Raw genomic sequence first — 19169 nt, 5'->3', positions numbered from 1 at the left:
GAGGACGTCATGGCCGCAAACAGTATGCCTTTTGTTGTAATTGAGAGCGTTCCCGGCGGCGAGGTTATGCTGCCCGAGGGATTCAACATCGCCACCGCCGACTATGGATATGCGGGAGCCGACTTGATGCTGACCGCAGAGGACGGCGCGATGGTCGTTATCCGGGGCTTCCTGTCCGGCGGCAATCCTCCAGCGCTGGCGACGCCGCAAGGCGCTCATCTTAACGGCGAGGCAGCCGTCAGGCTGGCCGGAGTCCATGCCGGGGCCGTTGCCTCGTCGCCTGAACCCGTCGGGCATGTCATCACTGCCGGCGGCGCCGTCTTTGTCATCCGCGCCGACGGCTCCCGCGAAGAACTGGCCGCCGGTTCGCCGCTGTTTCCCGGCGACATTCTTGAAAGCGGCATTGACGGCGCGCTGGGCATAGTGCTTGCCGACGAAACTACTTTCGCCATGGCCGCCGGCGGGCGCATGATTATCGAGGAAGCGACCTACGACAGCGAGACGCAAACGGGAAGCGTCTCCCTGACCGTGCTTTACGGCTCTTACACCTTTACCGGCGGTCTGGCGGCGAAGAACAATCCCGACGCCATGACCATCCATACGCTGACGGCGGACATCGGCATTCATGACGCCCAGGCCGGCATCAATATTCCCGACGGCATGAAACTTACCGTCGCCATCATGGAGAACGCGCAGGGGTTGATCGGCGAGGTTGTGATCTCCAACAGCGCCGGAATCCTGGTATTGGACATCTTTAACCAGTATGTCATCGTCGGCGGCTTCCATTCGTTGCCTGCCGATATTCCCAATTTCAGCTTAGGTTTCCTGTATGATTTATTTGCTGATTCCCTCCGCTATTTGCCGCTGACTTACAACGACGGCAATGACTACGGCGCACAACGGATAGCTGCGGCTGTTGATGAGAATGCCGCGCCGACTTTCGTTACCGACGCCGGAGGCGAAGCCGCCGACGAAAGCCCCGCCTTTATCAAGGTGGTCGGCGAGGACTACACCAGAGCCGGAGCAGATAATGATCCGTTCGCAACCGAAAGCGCCGATGCCCCGGCGCCGGAGTCCTATGGAACTGATCGCCAATTCGCTTCCGAGATGCCCGACAGGCAGGACAGCGCCCCGCGAGAAGCGCAAGAAGAAGTGAGCAGAGTGAGCGAAACCATCGTTCCTGACGATGCCGCTCCTGACAACGCAGAGGATGACGCCGGCGACGGCAGTCATGACGACGGCGATCATGACGACGGCAAGGTGCTGACCGGCGGCAAAGGCGACGATTCTTTGTACGGAGGAGGCGGCGACGACAAGATCGACGGCGGCAAGGGCGATGACGCCCTGTACGGCAACGCCGGCGACGACAAACTCGAAGGCGGCAAAGGCGACGATACGCTTTACGGCGGCGCCGGCGATGATATTCTTAAGGGCGGCAAGGGCAGCGACACCTTCGTCTTCAAGGCCGGCGACGGCGGCGACGTCGTCACCGATTTCAAAATCGGCGACGTGCTGCGTTTCGAGGGCGAAGAGTTTTCGCTCGACGGCGTTTCGTTCACCCAGGACGGCGAGGACACGATCATTACCTTCGGCGGCGACGCCGATGTGGAAGTGACGGTAAGCGGCGTCGACGCCGACAGCCTTAAGGGCTATTCGACAACCGAGATCGATGCCGATGCCGTCATCATTCGGATGGACGACCTGGATTGATGGGTCAAGAGCTGCCTCGGGTGATCGGCCATCGCGGCGCTTCGGGCCATGCCCCGGAAAATACGACGGCGTCGATGGTCAAGGCGGCAAAACTGGGCGTGACGTGGGTGGAATTTGACGCCCGCCTCAGCCGCGACGGACAGGTCGTTATCTTCCATGACGATAGTCTTGAGCGCACCTCCGACGGTTCCGGTCCGGTGGCGAACGCCGATCTGGCGCAACTGCAATTACTCGACGCCGGAAGCTGGTATGCGAAAGAGTTCGCCGGCGAGCCTATCCCTACCCTCAGCCGGATGCTGAAAGAACTGGCCGCGCTCGGCCTTTGCGCCAATGTGGAAATCAAATCCGACAAAGGGCGGGAAGACGAGACCGGACGCGCCGTAGCCGCGCTCCTTGACCGGGAATGGCCGTCCGCCTTGCCGACGCCGCTGATTTCCAGCTTCAATCCGCAGGCATTGGCGGCGGCGGCGGCGACGGCGTCTCATATCCCCCGCGCCTTGTGTATCGATAATATCCCCAAAGACTGGCGTCGTCGCCTTGAAGCATACGGCGCAGACGCCGTGCATTGCCGACACGACAAGCTGCGACCCGACCGGGCGCGGGCCGTTATTGACGCCGGATTCGCCGTAAGATGCTACACGGTGAACCAAGCGGAACAAGCCGAAGCGCTCTTCCGCCATGGCGTTCAATCGGTATTCAGCGATTACCCGGACAGGTTTTAATCTATTTCAATTACGCCGCCTCGCGGCTACAAATACCTTGCCCCCGGACTTGATCCGGGGGGTGACATAACGCAAGGGGCGAGCCGACGTGTATCTTTCCATCCTTATTCCCATCTATGACGAGCGGGACAACATCAATCCCCTTTATGATCAATTGACCAAAGTGCTGGACGGCCTCGCCCGTGATTACGAGGTGATATTCGTCAATGACGGCAGCGCCGACGGCTCGGATAAAATCCTGGACGATCTGGCCGCGAAGAACCCCAATGCGCGGGTCATCCACATGCGCCGCAATTTCGGTCAGACGGCGGCGATCATGGCGGCCATCCGCTGTGCAAAGGGCGATGTCATGATCCCCATGGACGGAGACTTGCAGAACGACCCTGTCGATATCCCTCGCCTTTTGGCGAAGCTGGACGAAGGCTTCGACGTGGTGTCGGGGTGGCGGAAAAACCGCGAGGACAAGGCCCTCACCCGCCTGTTGCCGTCAATCATCGCCAACGGGTTGATTTCCCGCGTCATGGGGGTGCGGCTTCACGACTACGGCTGCACCATGAAGGCGTACCGCCGCGAGGTGATCGAGGACGTGCGCCTTTACGGCGAGATGCACCGCTTCATTCCCATCTACGCGGCATGGGAGGGAGCGCGGGTCACCGAGATTCCCGTCACCCACCACGCCCGCAAGCACGGCGTTTCCAAGTACGGCCTGGGGAGGATAAGCCGGGTGCTGCTGGATATCCTGGTTCTCTACTTCATCGACCGTTCCTTCGACAGGCCTATCCAGTTCTTCGGCAAGATCGGCCTGTTGAGCCTGTCGCTGTCGCTGATCGCCTTCATCTGGGCGCTGATCATGAAGATATTCTACGCCACCGACTTCATCTTTACGCCTTTGCCGCTGTTGGCGGGAACGCTGGGCATCGCCGGGGTCATGTTCATGCTTCTCGGCGTTATCGCCGAGATGCAATCGCGCACCTACTATGAATCCCAGGGCAGGACGACCTATTCGATCAAGGCGACGCGGAATATCGACCCAGATGACAAGGAGGCCTGACCGCCGTGTGCGGAATCGTCGGCTTCACCCGCCCCGGAGACGATTCCAAGGCGGTGCTGGCGTCAATGATGAAAACCATGGTCCACCGGGGGCCTGATGGCGAAGGCGCCCATGTAACCGGAAAGATCGCCTTCGGCCATCGGCGGCTGGCGATCATTGATCTTAAGGGCGGCGCCCAGCCCCGCGTTGACCGGGACAGCGGCGACGCGCTGGTCTTCAACGGCGAGATATACGGCTACCGCGCCCTGGCCGAAGGCTTGCTCCGCGACGGCGTCGAGTTGGCCGACCGTTCCGACACCGAGGTTCTGTTCCATCTGCTCCGCCGCTGCGGCGTCGCCGAAACGCTGGAGCGCATCGACGGCATGTTCGCCTTCGCCTTCTTTGAGGGGCAAAGCGGACGTTTGTATCTGGCCCGCGACCGCTTCGGCGAGAAGCCTTTGTTTTACGGCGTGCGGCAGGGCGTAATGGTCTTCGCCTCCGAGATCAGGGCCATGCGCCGCCATCCGGCCTTCCGCAGCGCCGGCTTGGACAAAAAGGCGACGCACAACTACCTGACCTATGAGTACATGCCGGGAGATGAGTCCGGCTTTGCCGGCATCTTCAAGCTCAGACCCGGCCATCTGCTGGTCTTTGAAAACGGCGAGGCCGACATCCGGCGCTATTGGCGACCGAAATACGGAGGAATGGACCCCGCCATCGGCGAGGAACAGGCCCTTGACCGCCTGGACGAATTGCTGAACGAGTCGGTGCGCCGGCGCCTGATCGCCGACGTGCCGGTCGGCCTGTTCCTGTCGGGAGGCGTTGATTCGGGCCTTCTCGCCGCCGTTACGGCGCGTCAATCGTCGGGAATAACCGCTTTCACCGTCAGGATGCCGGATTCCTCCTACGATGAGACGCCGAACGCCATAAGAATCGCCGGACATTGCGGCCTTCCCCATCAGGTGGTCGAGTTGGGCGACAAGGACGTGATGGAAGCCTTTCACGCCGTCAGCGCGATGATCGACGAGCCGCTGGCCGACTATTCGCTGCTTCCCACCTATCTGGTATGCCGCGCCGCCGGGAAAACCATGACCGTGGCCCTCGGCGGCGACGGCGGCGACGAGCTGTTCGCCGGTTACTCCTCGTTCAAGGCCCGCCGCTACTCAAACATCATGGCCAGGATGCCGGCGATCATCGGCTCTCTGCTGAGGGGCGGACTGAACCTGTTGCCGGCGGCGGGCGGCTATATGAACATGGACTTTGTGCTGCGTCATGTCTCCCAGGGCTTCGGCTATCCCGTCGATTACCAGAACACGCTGTGGATGGCGCCGTTCACTGTCAGGGAAAAGGCCGGCCTGTGGCGCAAGGAGGCTATGCCCGAAGATAACACTTTCCGCCCCCTCGACGATCTGCTTGACGCCGACGCCCCCGCCGACCCCGTCGAACGCCTGCTTTATCTGTTCACCCTCACCTATCTGCCCGAGGATATTCTGGTCAAGGTGGACAGGGCCTCGATGTACAACAGTCTGGAGGTGCGCGCCCCGTACCTGTGCCGCGCCTTCGCCGAATTCGCCATGTCCCTGCCGCCTTATTGGAAAGACAGCGGGTCTACCACCAAATACCTGCTGAAAAAGCTGGCGGCGCGTTACCTGCCCGCCGAGGCGGTCTATCAGCCCAAGCACGGCTTCGGCCTGCCCCTGGCCGAACTGCTGCGCGGCCCACTTTACCAGCCTGTCGCCGATGTGCTGATGAACCCGCCCGCCTCAATAGCCGGATGGTTTGAAAAAACCGCCGTCAAGACCCTGCTCGACCAACACAAAAACGGCAAACGCGACCACCGCAAAAAACTGTGGACGCTGTACATCCTGTTTCTCGCGGCGAGCCGGGCTTAGGTTTTGCTGCGGTATGGACAGGCATAACGGTTTCTTCTATAAGCGGCGTCTTGTCGGCGTTGCCCAGGTAGCTCAGTTGGTAGAGCAGCGGACTGAAAATCCGCGTGTCGGCGGTTCAATTCCGTCCCTGGGCACCATTACTTTCAAAGGGTTAGCGGGTAGCCGCCGTCGGAATGTTTCTCCGCTCGGCCTCGTTGTGCTTGAAGGATTCGACTTTGATCGGTTTCTTGGCCATTACTCGCTCAACCTCCCCATGGGAGCATTCCGGCGAAGCCCTTGAACCTTCCCGGCAAGCCTGTCGATGACGTCAAGCGCCCTGAAAAGCGTTTCGGGGCTGGGAGGAAGATCGGGCGTATCGTCCGCCGGATAGCGGTAGGCGATGTTCCAGTTCGTCCATCGTTCGACCATAGCGGCCGGCTCGGCAAAATCGGGATAAACGCTGCTTACCTTTTCTCCCAGTTCGGACAGATCATGGGTTTTGCGAAAAGGAATCGCCGCCCAGACCAAAGGCCCCCTTAAGCAGCTTTTCCGCAGCTTGCTGACAGTGAAAACTGGCCGCATCCAGAAGCGGCGGGTCGGCAGCCAGACATACGGTCGCCGTTCTGCGATCAGAATCGGCGTGCGCCAGCCATTGCTCGACCTCGCTCCAGACGTCAATGGGATCAGGATCGCTCATAAACGACAACTCCCTCGCGTGAGGCGTCGAAAGCTAACGTGCCGACTATATTGCGTTTTTTCTGATACATGGATTCGCGGCAGGGAATGACATCGACCGCGCCGCGATAGGAACGGCGCGATTCCCAGCCCGCCTTCAGCGTCCGTTTTTCAGGAGGCGCGTCGTCGTCGATAATGACAAGCAGATCGATATCGCTGTCCGGCCCGTCATCGCCCCGCGCCTGTGATCCGAACAGAATGATTCTACGCGGGTGGAAATAAGAAACGACGGAATTCAGAAGCTCCGAAGGGATCAATGATCGGCTCATGCAATTCCTCGCCCGGTTGGAAAGTCGAATGCAGGACGATAGCATAAAATCCGCCGGGGGTTCATCTTATGCCGCCCTGGTGACGGTGAGCGGCAGGGCAATTGTCTCCAGGGAGGTCAGGTCGAACCGGCCGGATGCGCCATCAATATCGAAGCTGACGACATGGCCTTGGGCGTCGAGATCGACAATCAGCCCTTCCGTTACTTCGCGAGTCTCTACGCCCGGCTCCGCCTTCAACTCGATATAAAGGCTGTCGGTCTCGGGATAGTAGTGCAGCCTCATGACCGGTTCTCCTCAAAAACTCCTGTCAAAGAACGCATTGTGAATAGTTTCGTTATCGTCCGGCGTGACGGTCATGTCGCCCCCCGGATAGCGTTAGAAACTCATCCGGTGTTATAACCCGATCCCCAACCGGAAAAAAACAGCAAAGGACAAAGGACGCCATTCGGTATGGGAGCGCCCCTGTCGACACAAATCCCCTCCATCCGTCGCGGCTTGTAATAGGGCGGTTGGGCCGTTACTATGCGGTGTGGGCGTAAAGGCAATCTCCGGGGAGGACTGATGGCGAAACCAGCGAAATCCGCTCCCGCAAAAGCGCACGCTTCCCGTAAAAAGCAGGAAGCCCGGGCGACGCCGAAAGAGCTTCTTGAATATTACCGCCAAATGCTTCTTATCCGCCGCTTCGAGGAAAAGGCCGGCCAGCTTTACGGCATGGGCCTGATCGGCGGCTTCTGTCACCTTTACATCGGCCAGGAAGCGGTAGTCGTCGGCATGATGGCGGTTCGCCGCGACCACGACACGATGCTCACCAGCTACCGGGACCACGGCCATATGCTGGCCTGCGGCATGGAAGCCGACGGGGTGATGGCGGAGCTTACCGGACGCGCCGGCGGATATTCCAGGGGCAAAGGCGGCTCCATGCACATGTTCAGCCGCGAAAAGGGCTTCTTCGGCGGCCACGGTATTGTCGCCGCCCAGGTGTCAATCGGCACAGGCCTCGCTTTCGCCCATAAATACCGGGGCGACGGGGGAGTGGCCTTCGCCTATTTCGGCGACGGCGCCGTCAATCAGGGGCAGGTCTATGAGTCCTTCAACATGGCGTCCTTGTGGAAACTGCCTGTGGTCTACATCATCGAGAACAACAAGTACGGCATGGGCACCTCGGTGGAGCGCGCCTCGGCCTCCACCGATCTGTACCGGCGCGGCGAGGCCTATAACATTCCCGGCCGGCAAGTGAACGGCATGGACGTGCTGGATGTGCGCGACGCCGGGGCCATTGCCGCCGCCCACTGTCGCGCCGGCGACGGGCCTTACATTCTGGAAATGGAAACCTACCGTTATCGCGGACATTCGATGTCGGACCCGGCCAAGTACCGCTCCAAGGAAGAGGTGAGCAAGGTGCGCAAGGAGAGCGACCCTATCGACAACCTGCGTAAACTGATGGTTGACGCCAAGGTCGCAAACGAGGCCGATTTCAAGGAAATCGACCGCCAAATCAAGGAAAATGTCTCGCAATCCGCCGAGTTCGCCCAGTCCAGCCCGGAACCCGATCCTTCCGAGCTGTTTACCGATATCCTGGTGGAGGCCTGACGCCATGACCATTCAGGTATTGATGCCGGCGCTATCGCCGACCATGACCGAGGGCAAGCTCGCCAAGTGGCATAAAAAGGAAGGCGACGCGGTGCGCAACGGCGATGTCATCGCCGAGATCGAAACCGACAAGGCGACCATGGAACTGGAGGCCGCCGACGAAGGCGTGATCGGCAGAATACTGGTGAAGGAAGGGACCGAGGGCGTCGCCGTCAACACCCCCATCGCCGTCATCCTGGAGGAAGGCGAAAACGCTTCGGCGCTACTCATGCCGCAGCCTGGATTGCTTCGCTCCGCTCGCAATGACGGCAAGGCCGCGCCAAAACATGATGACAAACCCTCCGCCAAAACGACTGCCATGACCGTGCGCGAGGCTTTGCGCAGCGCCATGGCCGAAGAAATGCGCGCCGACGCCGGCGTCTTCCTGATGGGCGAGGAGGTCGGCCAATACCAGGGCGCCTACAAGATCAGTCAGGGCTTGCTGGACGAGTTCGGGGAGAAGCGCGTCATCGACACGCCGATCACCGAACACGGTTTTGCCGGGCTGGCCTGCGGCGCCGCTTTCGCCGGCCTGAAGCCCATCGTCGAGTTCATGACATTCAACTTTTCGATGCAGGCCATCGACCATATTATCAACTCCGCCGCCAAGACTTTGTACATGTCCGGCGGCCGGATGGGATGCTCCATCGTCTTCCGTGGAGCCAACGGCGCCGCCGCCAGAGTCGGCGCCCAGCACTCCCAATGTTACGCCAGTTGGTATTCCCATTGTCCCGGCCTAAAGGTGGTGGCGCCCTACAGCGCCGCCGACGCCAAGGGGCTGCTCAAGTCGGCCATCCGCGATCCCAATCCGGTGGTGTTTCTGGAAAACGAGATACTCTACGGACAAAGCTTTGAAGTCCCTGATGATCACGACTTTACCATTCCTATCGGCTTGGCTGAAATCGAGCGTCCGGGCATCGATGTCACCATCGTCGCCTTCTCCAGAATGGTCGGCGTCGCCTTGCAGGCGGCGGAACTGCTGGCGGCTGACGGGATCGACGCCGAGGTCATCAATTTACGCACCCTGAGGCCGTTGGATGTCAACGCCGTCACCGCTTCGGTTAAAAAAACAAACCGGTTGGTATGCGTTGAGGAAGGGTGGCCTTTCGCCGGAATCGGCGCCGAGATCGCCGCCCTGATGATGGAGCAGGCTTTTGACTATCTGGACGCCCCGGTGTTCCGCGTTACCGGCGCCGACGCGCCCATGCCCTATGCCGCCAATCTGGAGGCCTTGTCGTTGCCTCGTCCGGAAAATATCGTCGAAGCGGCCAAGTCCGTTTGCTACCGCTAGGGAGAGGACGCCGACCATGACCGAGGGCAAGCCGGCCGAACGGCACAAGAAGGAAGGTGATCGACTGTTCGCCAGTCCGTTGGCCAGGCGCATGGCCGAGCAGGCCGGACTCGATCTCGGCCTGATAAGGGGGTCGGGGCCGCACGGGCGCATCGTCAGGAAAGATGTCGAGGCGGTCAAGGCCGGCAATGTACCAATGGTTGTAGCGTCCGGGGCGGCGGCGCCGCTGAAACAGGCCTTCACCGAGGCGGCCAACAGCACCATGCGCAAGGTCATCGCCAAGCGGCTGAGCGAGGCCAAGCGCGACATTCCCCATTTCTACCTGACCATCGATTGCCGGATCGATTCCCTGCTGGAGACCCGCAAGGCGCTGAACTCCAATGCCCCGGAAGGCGCGGGAAGCTATCATATTTCAGTCAACGACTTTGTCATCCGCGCCGCCGCCCTGGCCCTCAGGCGGGTTCCGGCGGCCAATGCAAGCTGGACCGAACAGGCCATCCTTATCTACAACGAGGTGGACGTGGCGGTGGCCGTAGCGACGCCGGGCGGCCTGGTTACCCCGGTGCTGCGCCGGGCCGACGCCAAGGGTTTGGGCGTTATTTCAAATGAAATCAAGGAATTATCGGCCCGCGCCAGGGACGGCAAGCTGGCCCCCGAAGAATATCAGGGCGGCGGCTTCACCATCACCAATCTCGGCATGTTCGGCATCAAGGAGTTCTCCGCCATCATCAACCCGCCCCAGTCGTGCATCCTGGCGGTGGGGGCCGGCGAGCGCCGCCCGGTGGTCATCGACGGCGCCTTGGCTATCGCCACGGTAATGACCTGCACCCTGTCCGTCGATCACCGCTCCGTAGACGGCGTCATCGGCGCCCAATTCCTCGCCGCCTTCAGGCGCTACATCGAAGAACCCCTGACCATGCTGCTGTAGGAGGGAAAATGGCTGAACCTTCGTTCGATCTTCTCATCATCGGCGGCGGTCCCGGCGGCTATGTGGCGGTTATACGCGCCGCCCCTTAGCTCTACGTTGGCTACCACAGGAGTAGTTGCTTGGTACAAGAAATTTTCGACGCAATTAAACAGTATGCAGTCGCCTACGCAAGACTTGAGCGGCTTCAGCGCTCTCGCACGCAAGAGATTCCCATTGGGGATCAGAAAACTGGTGTCATTGCTGAGTTCTTTGCGCGCATCTACGCTGAGCATCGGTTCCCGGAAGCAACATTGGAATTTGGTTCCGCTACTCAGCATGCTTATGATATCAAAGTTATTCTGGCCACCCAACCTGAAATCAAAGTTCAGGTCAAAGCTGTTTCCGCATATTCACTAACGAGTCGTGTCTCTCCCATTCATCCTGGGTGGCATCAGCTCTGGCTCATGCGCCTTGATAAGCATCTTCTACCACATGCGTTTTGGATAGTTGAAGCGCAGAAGGTAGCATGGTCAAACACATTGCTGAAAAACCGCACTATGCCCACGCTTGGAAACCCACAATCCGGTTCGGCTGAGTTGCGTAGTGGTGCAAATGAAACCGCCCCATTTCTTAAGGTAATTTATGAGCGCAAAAATCAAATACACAGATGAACCCCTTGGCAAAACTCGGGTGGTTACTGACTTTCTTCCTTCTCCAAGCGAGTTAGCTTTTCGTGAGGAGGGCGTAAAGATTACGCTCGCTCTGAGCAAAAAAAGCATCGAGTTCTTCAAGACCGAAGCCACGAAGCATCACACACAGTACCAGCGCATGATTCGTCGGCTTCTGGATTCTTACGTTGATGCCCAAGCCCTAACCCCTCGTTCAAGCGGGACGCGCCAAAAGCGGCGCGCCCCTTAGCTCCACGTTAGGCCTCTTGATGCCATAAGGCACACAGGTGTAATATCCTCCGCATGAAACCTGTGAACTGGAGCACCGAGAAAAATATCCGCCTCAAAGCCGAGCGAGGCGTATCTTTTGAGGAGGTGCTGTCGGCTATGTCGAATGGTGGTCTTCTTGTTGTGCTGGACCATCCGAACACAGATCAATATCCGAACCAACGCATGTTTGTGGTTCGTATTCGCGGCTACGCCTATCTGGTGCCGTTTGTAGAGACAAAGCAGGAGGTCTTCCTGAAAACGATTATCCCGAGCCGAAAAGCCACTCGTATCTATCTTGATGAGGAGCGTTGAAATGGACAAAGAAAGAAAACTTGAGGAAGAAATTCTGGCTTCCTTTGAAAGGGATGAATGGCAGCCCTCTCCAAAAGGCAAAAGTGAAATTGCACGCTTTGCGGCAATGGCCTCGGCTTCTCTGGCTAAAGACAAGCGGGTCAATATACGCATTTCTTCCCGAGATCTCGACGATATTCAAGCCAAGGCCGCAGAAGAAGCGATCCCTTATCAAACATTGATGTCCAGCGTCCTTCACAAGTACGTCACAGGGCGTCTTGTAGAGCCGCAGGCCGGCCTAACCCCTCGTTCAAGCGGGACGCGCCAAAAGCGGCGCGCCCCTTAGCTCCACGCTATGACACCATCGCTAAAGTCTGCGGAGCGCCGGGGGTGCGGTTGGTGGCGCAAGCTGTTCATACTTGAGTCTCCAAAATCAAAGACATAACAAGTAGGCCAAGCGGTGTTCAGAAAGTCTGCTCAATGATGAACTCGGTCCCTTCCTTCGATCTTCTCATCATCGGCGGCGGTCCCGGCGGCTATGTGGCGGCCATCCGCGCCGCCCAGTTGGGCATGTCCGCAGCGGTGGTCGAGAGGGAGCATCTGGGGGGCATTTGCCTTAATTGGGGGTGCATTCCGACCAAGGCGCTGCTGCACTCGGCGGAAATCTACCACGACATGCAAAACGCCTCCGCATATGGAATCGAAGTCAAGGGGGTGGGTTTTGACATCAAGAAAATAGTCGAGCGCTCCCGTACTATTTCCAAACAACTCAACAAGGGGATCGGCCACCTTTTGAAGAAGAACAAGGTGACGGTCATCGACGGTTCGGCGCGTCTTGACGGGCCGGGAAAAATTCAGGTGAAAACGACCGACGGCAAGGTCTCTTCACTCTCCGCCAGAAACATCATTCTCGCCACCGGCGCCAGAGCGCGGATTCTTCCCGGCCTGGAGCCTGACGGCAAGCTGGTATGGTCCTACAGGGAGGCGCTGGTCGCCGATACCGTTCCCAAGTCGTTGCTGGTGGTCGGTTCGGGGGCCATCGGCATCGAGTTCGCAAGTTTTTTCAGCACCCTCGGCTCCAAGGTGACGGTGGTCGAGGCGCTGGACCGGGTGCTGCCGGTTGAGGATGAGGAAATTTCCGCTCTGGCCGCCAAGGCTTTCCGCGCCCAAGGCATGGAAATCCATGTCTCGGCGACGGTGAAGTCCCTGGTCAAAAGCAAGAACTCCGTTGCCGCCGCCGTCGAGCATAACGGCAAGACATTGGACATAAAGGCGGATCGGGTGATCGTCGCCGCCGGCATCGTCGGCAATACCGAAAATCTCGGCCTCGAAGGGACCAAGGTCAAGGTGGAGAGGACGCACATCGTCACCGACCAATGGTGCCGAACCGGCGAGCCGGGCGTATACGCTATCGGCGATGTCGCCGGCCCGCCGTGGCTGGCTCACAAGGCCTCTCACGAGGGGATCATCTGCGTCGAGAAGATCGCCGGCCTGAACGGCGTTCACCCCCTGGATATCTCCCGCATTCCCGGCTGCACCTATTGCCGGCCCCAGGTGGCGAGCATCGGCCTTTCCGAAAACAAGGCCAAGGAAAAGGGATATCAGGTCAAGATCGGCCGCTTCCCCTTTGCCGCTAACGGCAAGGCCATGGCGCTGGGCGAGACGGAGGGCATGGTCAAAACCGTGTTTGACGCAAAAACCGGAGAATTGCTGGGCGCTCACATGATCGGCGCCGGAGTTACCGAACTGATCCAGGGCTATGCCGTCGCCATGGGCCTGGAGACCACCGAGGCCGAACTGATGCAAACTGTCTTTCCGCATCCGACCCTATCAGAGATGATGCACGAGTCGGCGCTTGACGCTTTCGGGCGCGCCATACATTTTTAGGGAGATCGGGGAGTTAACCTCCCCTTGCCAAGGGGAGGTTAGGAGGGGTTGAATTGCGTAAAGCGCGGGAAATATTTGTTGGAGTCACTCCACTAGGGAGATATCAATGACCGGGGAAACCGCCGAAGCAGTCCATGACAGCGTGCGCCGGTCCTATGCCGCCATCGCCTCCGGGGCCACCAATTCCGGGTGTTGCCTGCCTGAATCGTCATCCTGTTGCGGCGCGAAAACTCCGTCCGCCGAGGATTTGGCGAAGGCTTTCGGCTATAGCGATGATGAACTTGCTTCCCTGCCCGAAGGTTCCAACATGGGCCTGGGCTGCGGCAACCCCGCCGCCATCGCCGCCATGAAGCCGGGCGAGACGGTCATCGATCTGGGCAGCGGCGGCGGCATCGATTGCTTCCTCGCCGCCGGAAGGGTGGGCAAGGAAGGGCGCGTCATCGGCATCGACATGACTCCGGAAATGCTGAAGAAGGCCCGCGACAACGCCCGCAGGATCGGCTACGGCAACGTCGAGTTCCGCCTCGGCGAGATCGAAAACCTGCCGGCGGCCGACAATACCGCCGATGTCATCATCTCCAACTGCGTCCTTAACCTTTCTCCGAACAAGCCGCAGGCATTGCGCGAGGCCTTCCGCGTCCTGAAGCCGGGGGGGCGGTTGGCCATATCCGACGTGGTGGCTACGGCGGAACTGCCCGACGAGTTCAAGAACGATGCCGAATTGCTGTGCGGCTGTATTTCCGGGTGCGCCGCCATAGACCAATTATCCGGCTGGCTTGCCGCTGCCGGTTTCATCGGCATTGATATCAAGACTAAGGAAGAAAGCCGCATGACGATCAAGGAATGGGCGCCGGGGCGCGGCATCGAAAACTATGTGGTCTCGGCCGTCATCAAGGCGGTAAAGCCAGTCCTATGAAGAATATCCGCCCCCTCAAGACGGCGTTGCGCAAGCCTCCGTGGATCCGCGTCAGGGCGCCGGTGGCCAAGGCTTACGGTGAAACCCGCGAACTGTTGCGCGAGCATCGTCTCAACACCGTCTGCGAGGAGGCGGCATGTCCCAACATCGCGGAATGCTGGTCGAGGAAACACGCCACGGTGATGATCCTCGGCGCTACATGCACCCGCGCCTGCGCCTTTTGCAACGTCAAGACCGGCAAGCCGTCCCCTGTTGACCCTCTGGAGCCTGACAATCTGGCCTTGAGCGTCGCCAGGCTCGGCCTTAAGCATGTGGTGATCACCTCGGTCAACCGGGATGATCTGGAGGACGGCGGGGCGGGACAGTTCGTGCGGTGCATCGAGCGGATTCGCGAGACCTCGCCCGCCACCACCATCGAAGTGCTGACGCCTGACTTCCGCAACAAGAAAGAGGCGTTGGCGGCGGTCATCGCCGCCGGCCCCGATGTCTTTAACCATAATCTGGAGACGGTTCCGCGCCTTTATCCCGTTATCCGTCCGGGGGCGCGTTATTTCCATTCCCTGCGGCTGCTGGATCGGGCCAAGGAACTGGCGCCGGACATCTTCACCAAGTCGGGCATCATGGTCGGTCTCGGCGAAGAGCGGGGCGAGGCGCTTCAGGCGATGGACGACCTGCGTTCGGCGAATGTCGATTTTCTGACTATCGGCCAATACCTGCAACCGACTCCCCGTCATGCGCCGGTGGAACGCTTCGTCACCCCTGATGAGTTTGATGAATACAGGCGTCTGGGCGAGGCCAAGGGCTTCCTGATGGTGGCGTCCACGCCGCTGACCCGCTCGTCCTACCACGCCGACGAGGACTTCGAGAAACTGTGCGCAGCGCGTAAAGCCGGGTAGCCGCCGCCATGCCGACCCATGCGGAAAAACGGGTTCTCTCCCATACCCCCGAACAAATGTTCGATCTGGTCGCCGACATCGAGAAATACCCCGAGTTCCTGCCGTGGTGCGTCTCCACGCGCATCCGCGAGAGAAACGGAAACGAGTTGGTCGCCGACATGGTGATCGGCTTTAATATTTTCCGCGAACGATTCACCTCCACGGTGAAGCTGGACAGACCGGGACGCATCGATGTCTCCTACGCCGACGGTCCCTTCAAGTATTTGAACAACCACTGGATTTTCAATAAGGTTGAGGGCGGAAAGTGCGAGGTCGATTTTTTCGTCGATTTCGAGTTCCGCTCCGGGCTGCTGCAAAAAATGATCGGCGCGGTGTTCGAGACAGCGGTGCGGGTCATGGTCTCCGCCTTCAGAAAGCGTGCCAGGGATATTTACGGTTAATTTCATGCCCATCTTCGTTCCCAAATCGTCTTTTGAAGGAAATGTATGGCCGTCACTGCCGGGAGGGTGGGTGCGTCTGCTGATGGCGCTTCAATACCAATTCGAGCAAAGCCAGTGGTTGCCGGAAAAAGATATCCGCTCGCTGCAACTTCGTCAGTTGGGCCGATTGCTTACCCACGCCTACCAAACGGTTCCGTTTTACCGCGAGCGGCTTGACGGGGTCGGCCTTCATCCGAAAGGGCGGATCACGGATCGGCAATGGGCAAAATTGCCGATCCTTTACCGCAAGGATATCCAGCAGGCCGGCGCGGCGTTGCACAGCAAAAAGATGCCGCCGGGACACGGCAAGGTGTCGGGAATCTTTACTTCCGGGTCAACCGGAAAACCCGTCCATGTGATGAGATCGAAACTGGCGATGCTTTTCTTCGACGCCTTCACCATGCGCAACCAGAACTGGCAGGGCTTCGACCTGACCGGGAAGATGGCGGTGATCAGAAGCTCCAAAAAAGGCGACGCGCCTTATCCCGGCGGCGGCGCCGGCCGCTGGGGAGTAATCACCGGCTCGGTCCCCGGCGCCGGAAAGGCGGTTACCCTGAACATCACCTGCGCCGCGCAACAGCAGATGGATTGGCTCGGGCGGCAGGATCCGCAATACATCCTTTCTTTCCCCAGCAATATCAAGGAACTGGCCGAATACAGCCTGAAAAATAATATCAGGCTGCCGAACCTGCGGAAGGTTCAGGCCATATCGGAAGTCGTCACTCCCCCGGTCAGGGAGCTTTGCCGCGAGGCCTGGGGGGTGGAGGTGTGCGATATCTACAGTTCGCGGGAAGTCGGCTATATCGCCCTGCAATGCCCGGACCATGAATGCTACCACGTTCAGTCCGAGGGGACGATGGTGGAGATACTTGACGATCAGGGGAACGCCTGTTCTCCCGGTCAAACGGGCAGGGTTATCGTCACGCCGATGCACAACTTCGCCATGCCGCTTCTACGCTATGACATCGGCGACTATGCGGAAGTGGGGGAAGCCTGCCCTTGCGGACGCGGGCTGCCGGCATTAAAGCGGATTATCGGCAGGGAACAGAATTTGCTGGTTCTGCCGAGCGGTGAAAAACGCGCCACCCTGCTGAGCAGCGACAGCATCAAATCCTTCCTTAAAATCGCCCCCATCCGGCAATTTCAGTTTGTCCAAAAGGGTGTGAAAACCATTGAGGTTCGCCTCGCCGTGGAACGCGGCCTTACGGTCAAGGAGGAAAACAGGCTGCGGGAGTGGGTAAGGGAAAAGTTCATCCCTTCATGCGCCGTCAACTTTGCCTACTGCGGCGAGATCGCGAAAGACGCCTCCGGCAAATTCCACGACTTCATTTGCGAGGTAACAGAATTTACATAGGCTTCTCGCGGAAGTACGCCCATTTTTCCATTCCTCCCCGGTTTTCAAGGAAGTTGATGAGGGCGGAAACAGGCTTGCGGTCGAACTTGCTGCCTGACTGGTCGAGCATGATTATCGACACCTTCTCGAAGGTCAAAGCGCCCCGGTAGGCGCGGGGACTGACCATGCCGACAAAGGTGTTGGCGACGGAAAGGATGCGGGCGGGCAGCAGGACTTCATCGTGCTTCATGCCCAGCGGCCCGCTTCCGTCCCAGGTCTCTCCCAACTGGCGGATGGTGTCCACCACCGGGCCGTCAAAATCGACGTTCTCCAGCAGATCGACGCTGACCAGATAGCTGTTTTCCACCAGACTGCGCTCTTCGGGGGACAGCTTGTCGGCCTTGGTCAGCAGCTCCGGGGGAATAAAGATTTTTCCCAAATTCATCAGCTTGCCGGCGATTCTGACGGTCTTGGCGTCCTCTTTGGAAGCGCCCATTTCCTCGGCGATGCTTTTCGCCACTTCTCCCACCCGCTCGGAGTGGTGAGCCGAGAACGGATCACGACGGTCAACCACGCTGACCAGGGTGCTGATCAACTGGTTAAGCATGTTTTCACTGCGCCGGCGCTCTTTGGTCAGGTCGGTTATGTCGTCCAGGATCATCAGCACGGCGGGGGGGAAATCCCGGTCTCCGCGCAGCGGAATATGATCAGACCTGATCACCGCGAAGTCTTCGTCGCCCTCTTCGCCGAAGGTGTGAAAATGCTGCTCGCGGACGTCGGAAGCATTATTGTCCCTGGCGAAACGTTCGAGGATGTCGCGGTTGATCTCGGCGTAAGCCTCCGCCTGCACAGGCCCCATGACGGCGGCCATGGTCTTGCCGATCATCTCCTTGGGCGTGATGCCGGTGCCCCTGGCGGCCGGTTCGTTGGCGAAGGTGTATCTGGCGTCGCCGGAGACCGCGACGATCTTGGTCGGCTGGCTGTTGGTGACCACATTCATGAACTTGGTCATGTTCTCGAAGCGCTCGGAATTGATGCGGGCTTTTTCAAGGGCTTCGGTGGCGCGCAGCGAGCTTCCGTGGCGCCAAACGGCGATAATGGCGATGGTGACGCCGACGATGATCAAAACAAAGACGATCAGGATGGTCTTCAGGCGCGTTTCGGTGCCGGACAGGGCCTCGTCGCGGGTAATCGTGCGCACAATGACCCAAGGCAGGCCGGCCAGCGGCCTGGACGTTACAAGCACGTCTTTGGCGGCATAGTTTTTCTTCACGGCGAAGCCGCCGGGTTTTTCCAGCGCGAAGGCCTCGGCCAGATCAGGCGTGTCAAGCGCCAGTGAGCGCTTCAACGGCTCCGTTCCGTCGGCCAGCGGGGAGATGTATTCCACCGTCGCGCCGGTGGAGCGGACGAGGTAGGTCTCTGCGGTTTGCGCCGTGTCGCCCAGTTGCTTCAGTCTTTCAAAGAGGCTTTTGTCGATGACGCGAAGCCCGACGACGGCGCCGATGCCGCGAGCGCCGGCGCCGCTGTCCTGGATGCCGAACACCGGCAAAACAAAGCCGATGGTGGGCAGATTGCTGGCGCCCATGTAGACGTCGATGATCGCCGGTTCGCCGTCAAGGGCGGTGGCGATGGCCTTGCGAATCTTGCCGGTGATCGGCGGCATGTCTGATGTGCTGACGATGGCCTTGCCGTCGGCGTCGGTGATGCCGAGTCCGGCGACGCCGACCTTTTCCACGTTGGCGGCTATTTCTCCCGTCGCCATGGGGGACTTGAATCCCGTCCGTTCCGCCGTCGCCATAAGCAGGTTGCGCAAGTATGACGCCTGGGCCGGTTCGTCGGAACCTGCCGCTGAGCCTTCGGCCATGGCAAGTTCGCTCATGTAAAGCTGGAGCGAGGCGTTCTCCGTCAACTCACGCAGGGAAGCGAAGTTCTGGTCTACCCATTCATTGATCGACGCCGCCCGGCTGTCGGCGACTATCCCCAGGATGGTCTGCCATTCCTGGAGTTTTCTCAGGCGTTCGTCTTCGACGAATTTAAGGGAGAAGAAAACGGCGCCGGCGATCACGGCGGCCATGCAAAGACCGATGGCGAGAGCCATCCTGTTCATGCGCCTGCGCGGTTCTCCCTCAGGCGCCGCTTTTGACTTTTCAGGCTCGTCAACGGTCTTGTCAGCCGGCTCTCCCATGACGCCCCCTTACGACAATAATGAATGCCGCCCGGATTCTTACGGTAACGGCAGCCGGAAGCAAGGGGGAATCTTGCGGG

19 protein-coding genes and 1 tRNA gene are annotated in these 19169 nt (G+C 59.6%); 16 read left to right on the top strand and 4 right to left on the bottom strand.

Annotated features, from left to right (window positions below):
* Window positions 1–24 precede the first annotated feature (24 nt).
* The 5 genes from A3H92_05900 to A3H92_05880 all read left to right on the top strand — a co-directional run bounded on the left by A3H92_05900 (window position 25) and on the right by A3H92_05880 (window position 5491).
* Window positions 25–1710 (top strand): hypothetical protein, encoded by a 1686-nt coding sequence (locus A3H92_05900; protein ID OHC73570.1) that lies wholly within the window; start codon window positions 25–27, stop codon window positions 1708–1710.
* Window positions 1710–2432 (top strand): hypothetical protein, encoded by a 723-nt coding sequence (locus A3H92_05895; protein ID OHC73569.1) that lies wholly within the window; start codon window positions 1710–1712, stop codon window positions 2430–2432. Before A3H92_05900 ends, A3H92_05895 begins: the two co-directional genes overlap by 1 nt.
* 88 nt (window positions 2433–2520) lie before the next feature.
* On the top strand, window positions 2521–3483 hold the full coding sequence (locus tag A3H92_05890) for a glycosyl transferase (protein ID OHC73568.1): 963 nt from the start codon (window positions 2521–2523) through the stop codon (window positions 3481–3483).
* Between the two features lie 5 nt (window positions 3484–3488).
* Complete coding sequence (locus tag A3H92_05885; GenBank protein ID OHC73567.1) at window positions 3489–5354, top strand: asparagine synthase (glutamine-hydrolyzing); 1866 nt, start codon at window positions 3489–3491, stop codon at window positions 5352–5354.
* Window positions 5355–5415: 61 nt separating this feature from the next.
* Window positions 5416–5491: transfer RNA gene (locus A3H92_05880), tRNA-Phe, on the top strand.
* 97 nt (window positions 5492–5588) lie between these two features.
* On the opposite strand, the gene A3H92_05875 is transcribed toward A3H92_05880, so the two are convergent.
* The 3 genes from A3H92_05875 to A3H92_05865 all read right to left on the bottom strand — a co-directional run bounded on the left by A3H92_05875 (window position 5589) and on the right by A3H92_05865 (window position 6619).
* Window positions 5589–5861, bottom strand: a complete 273-nt coding sequence (locus A3H92_05875) for a hypothetical protein (protein ID OHC73566.1) — start codon at window positions 5859–5861, stop codon at window positions 5589–5591.
* A 155-nt stretch (window positions 5862–6016) separates the two neighbouring features.
* Window positions 6017–6337, bottom strand: a complete 321-nt coding sequence (locus A3H92_05870; protein ID OHC73565.1) for a hypothetical protein — start codon at window positions 6335–6337, stop codon at window positions 6017–6019.
* Window positions 6338–6403: 66 nt separating this feature from the next.
* Window positions 6404–6619, bottom strand: coding sequence for a hypothetical protein (locus tag A3H92_05865; protein OHC73564.1), 216 nt, complete (start codon window positions 6617–6619; stop codon window positions 6404–6406).
* Between the two features lie 279 nt (window positions 6620–6898).
* On the opposite strand from A3H92_05865, the gene A3H92_05860 reads away from it, so the two are divergent.
* The 11 genes from A3H92_05860 to A3H92_05810 all read left to right on the top strand — a co-directional run bounded on the left by A3H92_05860 (window position 6899) and on the right by A3H92_05810 (window position 16925).
* A complete protein-coding gene (locus A3H92_05860) occupies window positions 6899–7927 on the top strand; it encodes a pyruvate dehydrogenase (acetyl-transferring) E1 component subunit alpha (protein OHC73563.1) in 1029 nt (342 codons plus the stop codon).
* 4 nt (window positions 7928–7931) lie between these two features.
* Window positions 7932–9257, top strand: coding sequence for a pyruvate dehydrogenase complex E1 component subunit beta (locus A3H92_05855; protein ID OHC73562.1), 1326 nt, complete (start codon window positions 7932–7934; stop codon window positions 9255–9257).
* A 16-nt stretch (window positions 9258–9273) separates the two neighbouring features.
* Window positions 9274–10185 carry a hypothetical protein gene (locus tag A3H92_05850; GenBank protein OHC73561.1) on the top strand — a complete coding sequence of 304 codons (912 nt, stop codon included), beginning with the start codon at window positions 9274–9276 and terminating at the stop codon, window positions 10183–10185.
* A 119-nt stretch (window positions 10186–10304) separates the two neighbouring features.
* Entirely contained in the window at window positions 10305–10835 is a 531-nt protein-coding gene (locus A3H92_05845; protein OHC73560.1) for a hypothetical protein, read from the top strand.
* A 300-nt stretch (window positions 10836–11135) separates the two neighbouring features.
* A complete protein-coding gene (locus A3H92_05840) occupies window positions 11136–11414 on the top strand; it encodes a toxin (GenBank protein ID OHC73559.1) in 279 nt (92 codons plus the stop codon).
* Window positions 11401–11739 (top strand): hypothetical protein, encoded by a 339-nt coding sequence (locus A3H92_05835; protein ID OHC73558.1) that lies wholly within the window; start codon window positions 11401–11403, stop codon window positions 11737–11739. Before A3H92_05840 ends, A3H92_05835 begins: the two co-directional genes overlap by 14 nt.
* Before the next feature lie 137 nt (window positions 11740–11876).
* Complete coding sequence (locus A3H92_05830; GenBank protein OHC73581.1) at window positions 11877–13280, top strand: dihydrolipoyl dehydrogenase; 1404 nt, start codon at window positions 11877–11879, stop codon at window positions 13278–13280.
* Between the two features lie 106 nt (window positions 13281–13386).
* Window positions 13387–14196 carry an arsenite S-adenosylmethyltransferase gene (gene arsM / locus A3H92_05825; GenBank protein ID OHC73557.1) on the top strand — a complete coding sequence of 270 codons (810 nt, stop codon included), beginning with the start codon at window positions 13387–13389 and terminating at the stop codon, window positions 14194–14196.
* Window positions 14193–15092, top strand: a complete 900-nt coding sequence (locus A3H92_05820) for a lipoyl synthase (protein ID OHC73556.1) — start codon at window positions 14193–14195, stop codon at window positions 15090–15092. The genes arsM and A3H92_05820 overlap by 4 nt, the downstream gene beginning before the upstream one ends.
* An 8-nt stretch (window positions 15093–15100) precedes the next feature.
* Window positions 15101–15532, top strand: coding sequence for a ubiquinone-binding protein (locus tag A3H92_05815; GenBank protein ID OHC73555.1), 432 nt, complete (start codon window positions 15101–15103; stop codon window positions 15530–15532).
* Between the two features lie 4 nt (window positions 15533–15536).
* A complete protein-coding gene (locus A3H92_05810) occupies window positions 15537–16925 on the top strand; it encodes a hypothetical protein (protein ID OHC73554.1) in 1389 nt (462 codons plus the stop codon).
* On the opposite strand, the gene A3H92_05805 is transcribed toward A3H92_05810, so the two are convergent.
* A complete protein-coding gene (locus A3H92_05805) occupies window positions 16918–19089 on the bottom strand; it encodes a hypothetical protein (GenBank protein OHC73553.1) in 2172 nt (723 codons plus the stop codon). The two genes, A3H92_05810 and A3H92_05805, sit on opposite strands and share 8 nt — an antisense overlap.
* Window positions 19090–19169 lie beyond the last annotated feature (80 nt).

The organism is Rhodospirillales bacterium RIFCSPLOWO2_02_FULL_58_16 (assembly GCA_001830425.1).
GTDB lineage: Bacteria > Pseudomonadota > Alphaproteobacteria > Rhodospirillales > 2-02-FULL-58-16 > 2-02-FULL-58-16.
This window is presented reverse-complemented; position numbering and strand designations above follow the sequence as displayed.